This window comes from Spirosoma taeanense (genome assembly GCF_013127955.1).
GTDB lineage: Bacteria > Bacteroidota > Bacteroidia > Cytophagales > Spirosomataceae > Spirosoma > Spirosoma taeanense.
Window position 1 is genome coordinate 2939571 of the sequence record NZ_CP053435.1, and the last position, 13435, is coordinate 2953005.

The following is a 13435-nucleotide window of genomic DNA, read 5'->3' on the forward strand; positions in this document are numbered from 1 at the left end:
ATCGGCCCAAAGAAGCTGAGCTATCCGCTAAATTTCTTAAAGTTCACCGGATAAGTTGTAAGTTAGGCTTCCACTGCCCTCAGATGAACGGAACGCTGGCTTCCTATATCGATTTACTCACGCCCTGGATTCCGACAGAGCTGATTTCGCCCCCCTACCTGCACCACATCCGCAGGATTAGTCAGCGGCTGCCGGCTCTGTCATTCGGCTGTTTTGAATGCTGGCTGGCGGCCGAGGAACCTCGTGTTGATTTTAACGTAGCGATTGCGGGCAAACTAAACGAGCACAGAACAGTAGCAGACTGGGTTGCGCGTCTTCCGCAGCCTGATGCTGAAGCACAAACATCGGCACTACGTAACCTGCAAACCATTTGCAGCACCTGGAGCAGCCCCGGCTTTTTTCTCAGTTCCCATATCCGAATCCTCTGGCTGGTTTATGATATTGTCAATCCATTGAGCGTTGTGTCAGTTCCCTGGTTGTACGTTCATTTCCGTGAGAATCAGTTTATGAATGATGCGGTCGTGAGGCCCGAAATTATCCTTCAGACACTCGCGCTGATAGCGAATCGGCCGATTTCAGCTAAAACCGGCGCAATCCGTGCGTTTTTGGAATCTATCCCGTCCAGGATTCAAATCCGCGCGGTTGGACTTCCATCGAACCGGGGCGATAATCTGCTGCGGATATACCTGGTAATGCAGACTTACGCTGACTTGCAGCGTTTCATAACAGAGCACGCATGGCCTGGCGATGTGAATGCGCTGGAGCAGCAGATGAGTCCCTTGATTCATCACTGTGATTTTTTTGCTTTACTCATTGATGTAAACCCAGCTATACAGCCTAAAATAGGGATTGAGTGCTGGTTCAACGACGCCCAGACGCAGGACAAATTAATCAGCTTTACCAATCGCCTGTTGGAGGCCGGGCTGTGCTCCAGCCAGAAACAAGCGGCCCTGCTGCGCTGGAACGGCAGGTTCGAAACCAAAACCAGTCCGCTACTTTGGTCGTCGCCCGATTCCATACCTCACACAACCACCGAACCGCAGCGGGTGGTTATCCGAAAAATGGCTCAGTACGTCAAGCTTGTCTACGAGCCCGGGAAGCCCGTAGTGGCAAAAGGGTATTTGTACTTCGACCGGTTGCTGAAAGGGGGTTGATATGAGCCGGAAGCGACTCAGGCGGAGATTGGCGGTGAGTAAGGCAGACTAATCATAAACTCGGTATAGCTGCCAGCTTCGGTCCGAACGTTCACCTCACCTCCATGCCCTTTTGTAATAATATCATACGTCAGAAACAGGCCCAGACCCGTACCCTGGCCAGCCGGCTTGGTGGTAAAGAAAGGCTGGTAGATTTTATTCAGAATCTCGGCGGGGATACCGGTTCCATTGTCCTTCACCACAAGTTTTAGTTTGTTTTTTTCCAGGTACGTACTCACCCATACCTGCGGTTGATAAGCGTTTCCCTGCTGCCGAGTTTTCTCGTTGACCGCATCAAACGCGTTATTATATAAATTCAGTAAGACCTGCCCAAGCTCCTGCGGCACAACCTCAATCTCGTTCAGATCAGGCGTAAACTCGGTAGTGAGTTTAGCGTTGAACAGCTTATCCTTTATCCGTTTTCCCTGATAGGCTACCTGTAAATATTCTTCGGCCAGAGCATTAACATTGACCAGTCTCTTTTCAGAAGGCCCCGTGCGGCTATGCTCCAGCATACCCTTTACAATGGCATTGGCCCGGTGGCCATGAGCCGTAATTTTCTTCATGTTCCCCTTTAAATCCTCCAGAATAAAACCTGCTTCCTGTAGATCACCTTTGCTCAATTCCTGCTGCGCTTCATCAAGTAAATCAGAGCTTACTTCCGAAAAATTAGTAACAAAATTCAGCGGGTTCTGAATCTCATGGGCAACGCCCGCCGTCAGTTCGCCGAGCGAAGCCATTTTCTCGCGTAGGATCAGTTGGTCCTGGGTAGCCCGGAGCTGGCTGAGCGACTGGTTCAATTCAGCTGTACGCTCCTGTACTTTTTGCTCCAGTTCCTGGTTTAAGATTACTTGTAACTGTTGATTCTCCTCCAGCTGATGAATAATGCGCGTCTGCTTTTCTTCATTCTCACGTCGAAGCACATTGATCATATTTGCCAGGGCAAAAGCCAACAGAATGACTTCAATTGCAGAGCCAGTAGGGAGCGCATATTTAAAAGTGAAATCCGATTTAGGTAGCACGCCCATTAGCGAAAGAATTACGCAAAGGATTCCCAGAAACATGAACGAAAAGCCAATCGAAAAGATCAGTGCCGATGGATACCGGTCTCTGATACTGCGTATGCCTACATATATTATGCAGGGAAAAGTAGCTAATCCCAGAATTTGGGTGATGGCAAAACCTATATCGAAATAAATATAGTTCAGAATACCTGAAATTAGATAGGCCCAGATCAGAGCGTTTAAAACTTTATTCCATCCGGGATACCGTTCCCTGAGATTAAGGAAATTTTGGACAAACAAGGTATAAACAATACCTAAAACATTAGAAGCCGCTACGTCAATATATAAATACCAGTATGGAAAAGAATCAATAAAGCCTAATAAAGAAATAAGGTAACCCGAATTACCAGCGGTGAAAAATATAGTAAACACCAGAACTAACAGGTAATAGGCATAACTTTTTAAGCGCGTCGAAATAAAAATAAATGAATTATAAATAAGCATAACCAGGAAAATACCCAGGAATGTGAATATGATTTTCCCGGCCTGGGCATCCTTTTCATCCACTACGGCTCTCGGCGCTATGGTAAAACTCAGGTCACGTGGAATCTTTTCCGGGTCGAAATGCGATTCAATCCGGACAAAACATTCTTTTATCTCGTCTGACTTTATAGACAATTTAATGTAAGGTTTGTTGGCCTCCGGATAATCCCGTTTTTTATAAGGCAGCAGATATCCGGTTTGCTTATGAATAAACTGATCGCCAGATTTATAATAAAAATCAACGAAGGCCCAATTTTCAAAATTAACTATCCATTCAGCATCAATCTCCTGATTATTTTTTAGCCGAAACGCAAGCCAGTAGACCCGTGTATTATCGTCAAATGCCGTACGGCTTACAACTTGAAACTTCTGGTAGTTTACAGAATGAGTAACGTCCGAAATAGTTAATTTCCCGGAACTATCTTTTAAATATAAAAAATTAGAAGCAACAGGTATCGTCTGGTTTTTCTCCAGCAGTATTGTCTGGGCCTTGGCAGAGTTAATCTGAAATAGCAATGAAAGAATTAGTAAACCGATACACCTCATAGCCACAAACACTAGTTTATAGTTTAAACGGGTCCAAACCAATTTGGAAATTGTAGCAGATGTATGACTGAACAAATCACTGTTAGCCTATATTATGAATAGACTTTTCTTCTTCCAGGTAAGCATGTTTCTTTCTCCATCGCATGCGACCAAATTAGTGAAAAATACACTTGTTTATCAAGATGATTATGCTACTTTAGATTGGATAAGGGCGAGTCGGTCAATACCGTTCGTTATAATGCCACAGATCAACTGCTATTTATCTAAATATACTTACATTTCTTTATCAGTTAACCTCTTAATCTTTATAAAGCATGAAATCATCATCCGAAACCTTAAAAGATGCTCTTATTCGGGTTGGCGACGGTCATTACGCCGATTTGCTGTCCCCAGAGGCTCAGAAATTGACTAAGGCCAAAATTACCGATTTCATGAACAGCAAATCGACGCACACTTTCAGTACAGAAACGGTTAAATCATTGCGAAAATTTGCCAAGCAACGCATGAAGGATGGGAAGAGCATTTTTCCATATGAGAAAATGGAAGGCATTCAACATAATGATGCTGATGACCATATGGGTGGCGGAACCTGGTAAATAAGGTTTCTTGTCCTTATCAATGCTGAAAATGTGGCATTGGTAAGGACAAACGATTCAATAATTTTTTAGCCCCTACGGCAGATTCATATCAAAGTCTGCTCAACTGAGGTTCGTCTATAAAAACTGGCCTACGCGTCTTGTCTTTGTCCGTGCCTGAGCAATAGACTTATGGTTACGAATACCGTAAAAAAAAGACTTCTTGATTTTACAATGGAGACACAGTTAGGCCATGCGTTGTGCTGGGCTGCTGTTGGAACCAGTTGTGCACTTTTTTATGATTCAAACAGTAGCTGGACTCAATGTACCCTGGCCAGCGCTTCCATTACACCTGCCCCGGGCGATTGTTGTTCCGATCCGGAAAACTCACCCTGTGATATACCCTGGTTTCTTCAGAATAAACAAGATATCGGCTCGTTTGTAACGGCTGGAATTGCGGATAATTTCCACAAGGATTTTATTTCGTTTACGCAATTAATGGAGCAGCTGGATCAGGGCCGTTTAGTCGCTTATCTGCTGGAATTAGACATTGACGGCGAAATAGCTGATATGGATAAGTTTTCACATTTTGTGGTTATTGCGGGCTACGAGTCTACGACTACTGAGCAAAACGTCACTGTTTACGATCCTTACTTCGGCACATCGGAAATGCCCTATAAGGAATTTGTAACTAATTATAAATGTCATGGGGGTTCTGTTCTGGGCCATAAAGTAACGCACAGCTTAGTAGAATATACTTTTTTCTCAAAGCCTGCTAAAAAATCCTGACTTATGCCAATATGTACTACGCCTGCACCCGAAGATTCGGTCAAGGGGTTTACTGGCTGGCTCGCGAAACGAAAACCAGACACACGCCTATCTAAACGTAAGAACGTATTACCCCATAAAGTTTTTCATGTTAATCTAAGCGACATTATTGCTGGCAAAGGGTTTACCAACGCGCATGTCGTATCCTGGCGCCATATTTATTCAGACAAACACGGTAGTACGGCCATAGAAACCAAAGTTGGGGAGTCAGGTGATTTCTTATTTCACGAGGCCCATTCCGGCCCAATGGTAGATGAGATGAAGACGTTGCACCTCAAATTAAAAAAAAGGAAAAAGCTGCAGTCCGAAACTTACGAGTTCGCTTTTCTGCGCATGTTTGCGCTAAAGATCAGCGCTATCTGGCTGAGGGCAGCCGATCGACAAAACGATTACTTTGTCCCGCTCCCGCCCTACTTTTACGGATTAGAACAAGGCAGGTTATATCCGGTCAGCGAATTCATTGCGATTACCCAACGGGCAATTACCCAGCTTTCGGCCAAGAGTCGGGGCCCCGCCCAGCGCATGATGGGTGGCTGACCAGCCAAGGTTACAACCGGCTGATTAGGCCGAAAAAAACCGCATATTCCTGAGGGGTTACGAACGCGCCCAGCCCACATATCATTGCCATTTGAAAGAAACCGATGCGCAAAAACAACCAGAGTGAAAGATGAAGCAGAACGCCTAGCGCCAGCACCGGTAGCCTGAATTCGTCAATCCAGACCAGCGTAAACAGAGCGATTTCGATTACCAGGGTGCCATAGGTAGTGGCCTTATAAAACCATGCATGATTCAGCGCAGCCGGAAGTCGGCCTCGATTCCAGATTCGCACATTCAGAACCTGCTGGGTAGCCGTGCCATTCAGCCAGCTATCGCCCAGCAGCTTGAATAACACGTTCTTCATGTAAATATTAGCCATAAACAACCGAATCATCAGGAGCGTCCACGAATAAGCCAGCACGTCGGCATTGAGCAGATGCGGGAGGTTCAGCAGTGATAGCTGAGTATCCGAAGGAGCGAAAATCAGGAGCAGACAGAAAAACCGGTACAGGGCATCCCCTGAGCTTAAGACATAAATGTTCCGGTTATGAATGGAAACTAACGTAACAAAGCAAAGGAGAGCGGCAAGCTGGGGGAATACCCCCACCATAAGACAAAGACCGGCTATAAACTGCAGCAGCAATACCAATTCTACAGATTTGTTTGTTGCCGGCAGGTAATTCAGTAATGAAAACCGAAACGGCTTCAGAGCGCTGGCATATTCGGGATAACCAAACCAGCCGTCAACCGACAACAGGGGTTTATACACACTCAGCCAGTTGCGGGTTTCGGTCAACACCAGAAAGCCCGTCAACACCCGAAAAACGCATATTGTCAGGGTAGGCTGCTCGCTGAATAACGCCCTGTTCCAGATTTCTGCCAGTTCACCTATAGTTATAAATAAGAGGCTCATACGGCTGATTTTTGTGGCTATCTACAAGATCATACGTATAAATTTTACGGCTTAGCCAGGGTAATATGTAAAACGTGCTATCGGGCGCTGGCTCGTAGTATTGTATGATATGCACTTTAATCGGCGGGCTTTTTGCTTGAGGCTGCTTCCCGTATTCGTGGAGAATGTATTTACAGATAGCTTCCTTCGGTATAGGGTCTTTTTGCGATAACAACTGGTTATGCATTTTAATGAACCGGAAGTGAGAGGTTGCCTGATAATCATCGACGATGCTGTACTGGGGCAGTTTCCAGGCCTGGAGGGTACCGTCCGCAAGTTCGATTTCGAACCCAATCAGGAAATTCTTTGACACGGGGCGGGGCGCAAACAAGGCCCAGTAATTATCGAGACCTGCCCAGCATATGTATTTACCAAAATGCCGGTGCAAAATTTCCCGAAAGAAATACCCTTCCGGCAGGCACCAGAATAACAGCAGAACCGTCAGCAGGCCGACGAACGCGCTGATGAAGAGTTTTTGAGTAACTATAAGCCATTCCAAAGCCAGAAAAATTTAGATGGACAGATAGCGTTCATGAAGATACTCTGACTGGAGTTACGTTCACGGAACCAAACGGTTTGTAATTTCAGAGAGGTCTTCTTAAAACAGGAAAAAATACTGGGAATTTTCAAGAAGATACAGCTACCGGATCATAACATTCTGAATGTCTCGTAAAATACGGAAAAAGACAAAGGGAAGAACAGACAACGAAGTTTGTTTTCTTCATCGCGTTCTTCCCTTCGCAGGTGTTACGTATCGCTTTACTTCTTGGGCACTACGACTTTCGGAGCCAGAAACATGGTCATGCGTTTTCCTTCCAGTTTAGGCTCGGCCTCCACTTTACCGTAGTCTTCGAGTCCTTTTGAGAAGCGTTCCAGGAGCTGGAAACCACGATCTTTGAAGACAATCGCCCGACCAACAAACTGGACGTAAGCTTTTACCTTGGCGCCTTCTTTCAGGAAGTTAATGGCGTGCTTAAGCTTAAATTCAAAGTCGTGGTCGTCGGTGTTTGGACCGAACCGGATTTCTTTAATAACGACCTTGGTGGCGTTTGCCTTGATTTCTTTCTGCTTTTTCTTCTGCTCGTATTTGAACTTGGAGTAGTCCACGATACGACAGACGGGCGGAACGGCGTTGGGCGATACCTCAACGAGGTCGAGGTTCTGCGCTTTGGCCATTGCCTGCGCCTTATTTATGTCGTAGATTCCCTGTTCTACATTTTCACCGACCACCCGTACTTCACGGGCCAGGATGCGCTCATTGACTTTGTAGGGTTCTTCAACCACGCGACGGGGTGGTCTGCGCTGGGGTAATGCCATATAATGTGTTTAGCGTACGAATGTTCAGACTGACTTTTTAAGTCGCTTGGATAACGTACCGGGTTCTAAAAAGTTCGGGAAACTATTGAAAATACTGATTCAGTGCAAGTTTACGCAATCTTTGGTATGGGGGCGTTCAGCGTTTAAGCCAGCAACGTCCCCATACTTTATACCTTTACCTCTGCCTGGAACGTCCGGACAAAGTCGTCAATACGCATGCTGCCCAGGTCGCCCTGGCCTTTCCGGCGAACGGATACCTTACCTTCGGCGGCTTCTTTTTCGCCAACAACCAGCATGAACGGCACTTTATTGACCTCGGCATCACGGATTTTACGGCCGATTTTCTCGTCGCGCAGATCCACAAACCCCCGGATATCATGTTCCTGAAGGGCGAAGAACAAATCATTGGCGTAGTCTTCGTACTTCTCCGAAATCGGCAGGATCGCAATCTGGTCGGGCGAAAGCCAAAGCGGGAAGTTCCCGGCCGTGTTTTCAATCAGAATGGCGATGAACCGTTCCAGCGAGCCAAACGGAGCCCGGTGAATCATTACGGGCCGGTGTTTCTGGTTGTCGGCCCCGATATATTCCAGTTCGAAGCGGTTCGGCAGGTTGTAATCGACCTGAATCGTTCCCAACTGCCATTTCCGGCCGAGGGCGTCACGCACCATGAAATCGAGCTTCGGACCGTAGAAAGCCGCTTCGCCCAGTTCGGTTACCGTCCGCAGTCCTTTCTCGGCCGCGGCTTCGATGATCGCCGACTCGGCTTTTTCCCATAGGTCATCCGAGCCGATGTATTTGGCTTTGTTTTCCGGATCGCGCAGGGACACCTGTGCGCTGTAATCTTCGAAACCAAGCGTTTTAAAAACATACAGCACCAGATCGATCACTTTCATAAACTCATCCTTCACCTGATCGGGGCGGCAGAAGATATGCGCATCGTCCTGCGTAAAGCCGCGGACGCGCGTCAGCCCGTGCAGTTCACCCGACTGCTCATAGCGATACACCGTTCCGAACTCAGCCAGTCGAAGCGGCAGGTCACGGTATGAGCGGGGCTTGGTTTTGTAAATCTCGCAGTGGTGCGGGCAGTTCATCGGTTTGAGCAGAAACTCTTCGTTCGGGTCGGGGGTCTTGATCGGCTGGAACGAATCTTCGCCGTATTTGTCCCAGTGACCCGAGGTTACGTAAAGCTGCTTGCTGCCAATGTGAGGGGTCACAACCGGCGAATAGCCCGCCCGGATCTGCGCCTTCCGAAGAAAGTTTTCCAACCGCTCGCGCAACATGGTGCCTTTGGGCAGCCACAAGGGCAGTCCCTGCCCCACCCGCTCCGAAAAGGCGAACAGGTCCAGTTCCTTGCCCAGCTTGCGGTGATCGCGCTTTTTGGCTTCTTCGAGCAGGAACAGATAATCGTCGAGTTCCTTCTGTTTCGGGTACGTAACGGCGTAAATCCGCGTCAGCTGCTTATTCTTTTCATTACCGCGCCAGTAGGCCCCGGCTACGTTCATAATCTTGGCGGCTTTGATAAACCCCGTGTTTGGAATATGCGGCCCCCGGCAGAGATCCGTAAAATTACCCTGGGTATAGAACGTAATGGTGCCGTCTTCAAGGCCTTCGAGCAGGTCAAGTTTATACGGATCGCCTTTCTGATCAAAATAAGCGACCGCATCGGCTTTGCTCATGGGTTTGCGGATGTACTGCTGCTTCTGGCGGGCCAGTTCCAGCATTTTATCCTCTACCTTTTTGAAGTCTTCCTGCGAGAACGACTGCCCATTCAGGTCAACGTCGTAATAAAAGCCCGTTTCAATCGCCGGACCGATCCCGAACTTGACGCCCGGATAGAGCGCTTCGAGCGCTTCGGCCAGCAGGTGAGCCGACGAGTGCCAGAAGGTTGCTTTCCCCTCAGGGTCGTTCCACGTCAGCAGTTGAACGTTGGCATCTTCGTCAATCGGCAGGGTAGCGTCCTGCACCTTGCCGTTAACTTTGGCAGCCAGCACGTTGCGGGCCAGCCCTTCGCTGATTTGGGTGGCAATATCCAGCCCGGTCGAGCCCTTTGGATACGGCCGTACGCTCCCATCGGGCAGCGTCACGCGGATTTGTTCGTCCTGCGCAATCATTTGGTTGTACTAGTTTATATATGGGTAACCGCAGCCTACCTACAACTGTAAGCTACTTAATTAAACTCTGTACACTGGGTAGCTGGCGAACAATATCGTCCGGACAATCCCCCATTGCACGCACTTTAGGTAATCGTTAATTCACAATCGGCTTGATCGTTCGCCGGAGCGAATCGCTTTCACTCGTCATAACGCGGGCTTTGGGCTGGATCGTGGTAATCCGTACCCGCGTTGTGTCCAGTCGGGTACGGGCTGGCGCTACGGGCTCAGCCGGTTTGTTCGGCAAAATTAAGGAGTTATACGAGTTTCCAGCGTACTGCCGCCGTTGTGAGCGCCATAAACCGGCTGTAGCCTGCCGATCCGCTGCGTTTTGCTGCGTCGCTTTCGTATAAGCGGCTATGGCTGCATCATACTGTCCGGTCTGCTCGTGGCAGTAGCCGATATACGTATCGATGCGCGGAAACTGCGGCCGGAGCTGCTGAACGCGCTGGTAATTGGTCAGCGCAGCAAAGTAATTCCGGTATTTCTGATTAATCAGGCCAATCTGAAAAAACGCCTGGTAATAGCTTGGCTGCAGCTTCACGGTCTGTTGATAACAGGCCATGGCGCTGTCGAGTTCACCGGAGGTATGGTAGATAAGCCCCCGCCCAAAACGCAGCCGGGCGTTGTCGGGAAAATACTGCAGGGCCTGTTCGTTATAAGCCAGAGCTGCGTTTCGGTTACCCAGCGACCGGTAGATCGATGCCAGCTGATTATACGTCTCCAGGTAGCGGGGCTTCAGCCGAAGCGATTGCTGGTAGAGTTCGAGCGCCTGCGCCGTGTCGCCCTGTTTGGCGGCCATCAGGCCGTTAAAAAAGTAAGCTTCGCCATCATAGGGCGCCATCTGCAAGGCTTTGGCAACGTATAGCCGGGCTTTGTTGAACTGGTTCTGCTGCTGGAGCAAATCGCCCTGCAGCGTGTATAGCTCGGGCGTATCAACACCCAGGATCTCGGCGCGCTGAGCGTTTTCGAGCGCTTTGCCGGGCTGCTGTAAGGCCCGAAAAATCTGGGCACGGGTCAGGTAGTACAACCCGGCATTATCGTTGCGGCTAATGGCTTCGTCGATATCGGCCAGGGCGTCGTTGACCCGGCCCATTGTCAACAGAATAGCCGCCCGTTTGGCATACGCCGAAGCCGGTGCTGACTGATTAATCGCTACCGTAAGCGCACGGAAGGCGCCTTCCGTGCGGCTGCTATCGCCTGGTTTGGGATAATCCGGTATCCGGGCACCCTGCCGGTTATCACGACCACAGGACAGGAGAAAAAGCGAAAGCCCGAAAATACCTAAGCGTGCAGCCATCGATAATGAACGTAAACCCTTCCGCCCCAAATCGCTGAGGGGATTCAGATTACGCGCCCGTTCCTGCTGCATCAGCCTCGTGGTTAGCATCTCTTTTTTTACTCGTTCGCTCGTTGACAAAGTTACATTTTTTAAACGGACGTAAACCGGTAGAACACGCCCAACGGCAGCCGTTTACCGAATTTATCGTCCATCACCAACTCCCCCCAGCTTGTGTTGGGCACCTTGCCAAAAGTCTGGCGGATCATGTTCTCCAGGATGAGCGATGAGAAGCCCAGCGAATAAAGATTAATAATGAAAAAGAAGTCGTCACGGTCGAGCAGATCGGCGCAGGATTTCAAAAGATCGTTCAGGTGTTCTTCAAGCACCCATTTTTCGCCGTCGGGCCCCCGACCGTAAGCAGGCGGGTCGAGGATGATGCCATTGTATCGGTTGCCCCGGCGCACTTCCCGCCGAACGAATTTAACCGCATCTTCAACCACCCACCGGATGTTATCCAGCTCACTATGGTCCATGTTTTCCCGCGCCCAGCTGATGACGGGCTTCACGGCGTCCACGTGCGTTACGTCGGCCCCGGCCTGCCGGGCGGCCAGTGAGGCTCCACCGGTATAGGCAAACAGATTCAGAACCCTGGGGCGCGAGACGCGGGCCGAAAGCGCTTTAACGTTTTCATGGATAAACGTCCAGTTGTCGGCCTGCTCCGGAAACAGCCCCACGTGCTTGAACGTCGTCAGGGCCAGTTTGAATTTCAGGTTCAGCCCGCCCTGTTTAAACGTTACAAACCACGGATCGCGCATATCGGGTTTGGTCTGCCAGTCGCCCCGCTCGGGCGATTGCCGGTCGCGCCGGAAAATGGAATGAGCGCGCTGTTCCCAGTCCCGCTCAGAGAGCGACCGGTCCCAAATGGCCTGCGGTTCGGGGCGGGCCAGCACAAACTCGCCAAAGCGTTCGAGTTTCTGAAAATCGCCCGAGTCGATCAGTTCGTATTCCGACCAGGGCGCCGGAAGGATAAGTTGAATATCTGCCATATGGAAAAACGCCAGAGCCTCTCCGGACGGGGAGGCTCTGGTCGCACAAAATTACGATTATTGCTGCCCCATTTTCAGAATCAGCTCGAACTCATCCGGCCGAATAGGCATGACCGACAGACGCGACTGCCTGAGAAGTGCCAGGTTAGCCAACAGCGGTTCGGCCTTTATCCGGGCCAGTGGTACGGCCCGGTAAAACGCCAGCACGGGTTCCAGTTCCACCACTACCCAGCGGGGATCATCCGGAACGGTCGGGTCTGGATACGCTTCGCGGACAACCGTTGCCAGACCCACCACGCCGGGGTTCGTTACGCTATGGTAGTAAAGCACCTGATCGCCCAGCCGCATGGCGTTGAGGTTGTTACGGGCCTGGTAGTTACGGACGCCATCCCAGACGGCGCGTCCTTGTTCGGTGAAATGATGCCACCCGTATTTATCGGGTTCAGATTTAACGAGCCAGTAGTTCAACCGTGTGAAAAAGCGAGTGGGTATTTGAGCGAATTAAAACCTAACCCGTGAGGGTTTTCCGGTTCAGTAATAATCGTCGTGTTCCTGACTGCTGCCGTAGGGCGAGCCGTATTCATCCTCATCATCGTCGGCGTACCGCGCCCCTGCTCCCTTAAACGTCAGGGCTTTCTTCAGAATCATGATCTGCCCCGTATGATACAGATCATGGTTAATAATGCCGTGCAGCATATCGTAGTATGTGTAGTCGCGGCCGGGCACAATATCCTCCAGAAATTCGTCATCGTCACGCTTGTCGAGTTCATTGATCAGCTCCTCCTGGCTCAAGCTCAACTCCATTTCGAGCGCTTCCCATTCGAAATCATCGATTTTATCGGGTAAGGCACCAAAGTTTTTTTCGGGCGTCGTGATATCAAACGTAGGGTCGCCCTGCATCTTTTTAACGCAGAAAATCCGCCAGCTGGTCATATGGAAAACCAGTTCGGCAATGCTGTGCGTGTTGGGTGTAATCCGGCGGCCGGCCATGTCGGGCGTAACGCCCCGCAGGGATTCGACCACGGAGGGACCATGCCAGGCTTCCTCGCTTTCGTACGTTGTGTTCAGCAGGTCGATGATACGTAATAATTCGTCGTTATTCTGAGTCTCCATATTCTCTGTAGATGATGGTGCATGACGAGCCTGACGGGCGGGCCATGTCGTATCTCTGTTTTTATCTCTGCGATTAATCTGCGCTCCGATGAACGGGCCTTAATCGCCCCTGTCCTGCCGCGCAGTTCCCAGTAAGTAGCCAGGGCAAAGTTAAATCAATATTTTATGGCGTTCCCAAAAAAAACGACCGTACGCGAAGCGGGTGAGGACGGGCGCTGCCCAAGCGGTGCTCGATCGGGAAAGCTGCCTATCGGCCTGATTACGCCCTTAAATATGGTGACCAATTTATATGTACGCTTATAATATGATGAATATACCGTTTGGTAGATTTACCAGTAAAGTTGCATAT

13 protein-coding genes are annotated in these 13435 nt (G+C 49.6%); 4 read left to right on the top strand and 9 right to left on the bottom strand.

Annotated features, from left to right (window positions below; all coding sequences use genetic code 11):
- The first annotated feature begins 83 nt into the window (after positions 1-83).
- Entirely contained in the window at positions 84-1154 is a 1071-nt protein-coding gene (locus tag HNV11_RS12360) for a hypothetical protein (RefSeq protein WP_171739957.1), read from the top strand.
- A gap of 17 nt (positions 1155-1171) precedes the next feature.
- Here HNV11_RS12360 and HNV11_RS12365 read toward each other — a convergent pair whose 3' ends face one another.
- A complete protein-coding gene (locus tag HNV11_RS12365) occupies positions 1172-3298 on the bottom strand; it encodes a sensor histidine kinase (RefSeq protein WP_171739958.1) in 2127 nt (708 codons plus the stop codon).
- A 302-nt stretch (positions 3299-3600) separates the two neighbouring features.
- Here HNV11_RS12365 and HNV11_RS12370 point away from each other — a divergent pair, with 302 nt between their 5' ends.
- The 3 genes from HNV11_RS12370 (at position 3601) to HNV11_RS12380 (ending at position 5226) form a co-directional block, all read left to right on the top strand.
- Entirely contained in the window at positions 3601-3882 is a 282-nt protein-coding gene (locus tag HNV11_RS12370; protein ID WP_171739959.1) for a hypothetical protein, read from the top strand.
- A 171-nt stretch (positions 3883-4053) separates the two neighbouring features.
- Positions 4054-4650, top strand: a complete 597-nt coding sequence (locus HNV11_RS12375; RefSeq protein ID WP_171739960.1) for a C39 family peptidase — start codon at positions 4054-4056, stop codon at positions 4648-4650.
- 3 nt (positions 4651-4653) lie between these two features.
- On the top strand, positions 4654-5226 hold the full coding sequence (locus HNV11_RS12380; protein ID WP_171739961.1) for a hypothetical protein: 573 nt from the start codon (positions 4654-4656) through the stop codon (positions 5224-5226).
- A gap of 10 nt (positions 5227-5236) precedes the next feature.
- Here the strand turns inward: HNV11_RS12380 and HNV11_RS12385 are convergent, their stop codons facing one another.
- From HNV11_RS12385 to HNV11_RS12420, 8 genes are all read right to left on the bottom strand, one after another.
- Positions 5237-6139 carry an HTTM domain-containing protein gene (locus HNV11_RS12385; RefSeq protein WP_171739962.1) on the bottom strand — a complete coding sequence of 301 codons (903 nt, stop codon included), beginning with the start codon at positions 6137-6139 and terminating at the stop codon, positions 5237-5239.
- A complete protein-coding gene (locus HNV11_RS12390; RefSeq protein ID WP_171739963.1) occupies positions 6111-6677 on the bottom strand; it encodes a hypothetical protein in 567 nt (188 codons plus the stop codon). The genes HNV11_RS12385 and HNV11_RS12390 overlap by 29 nt, the downstream gene beginning before the upstream one ends.
- Before the next feature lie 260 nt (positions 6678-6937).
- Positions 6938-7495 (bottom strand): translation initiation factor IF-3, encoded by a 558-nt coding sequence (infC, locus tag HNV11_RS12395; RefSeq protein ID WP_171739964.1) that lies wholly within the window; start codon positions 7493-7495, stop codon positions 6938-6940.
- Between the two features lie 167 nt (positions 7496-7662).
- The gene (gene thrS / locus HNV11_RS12400) at positions 7663-9606 is read right to left on the bottom strand and encodes a threonine--tRNA ligase (protein WP_171739965.1); all 1944 of its coding nucleotides are present in this window, start codon (positions 9604-9606) and stop codon (positions 7663-7665) included.
- A gap of 136 nt (positions 9607-9742) precedes the next feature.
- On the bottom strand, positions 9743-10945 hold the full coding sequence (locus HNV11_RS12405; RefSeq protein ID WP_171739966.1) for a tetratricopeptide repeat protein: 1203 nt from the start codon (positions 10943-10945) through the stop codon (positions 9743-9745).
- 131 nt (positions 10946-11076) lie between these two features.
- A complete protein-coding gene (locus HNV11_RS12410) occupies positions 11077-11973 on the bottom strand; it encodes a class I SAM-dependent methyltransferase (RefSeq protein ID WP_171739967.1) in 897 nt (298 codons plus the stop codon).
- A 57-nt stretch (positions 11974-12030) separates the two neighbouring features.
- On the bottom strand, positions 12031-12441 hold the full coding sequence (locus HNV11_RS12415; protein WP_171739968.1) for an EVE domain-containing protein: 411 nt from the start codon (positions 12439-12441) through the stop codon (positions 12031-12033).
- 63 nt (positions 12442-12504) lie between these two features.
- Positions 12505-13086 (bottom strand): DinB family protein, encoded by a 582-nt coding sequence (locus HNV11_RS12420; RefSeq protein ID WP_171739969.1) that lies wholly within the window; start codon positions 13084-13086, stop codon positions 12505-12507.
- Positions 13087-13435: the final 349 nt, after the last annotated feature.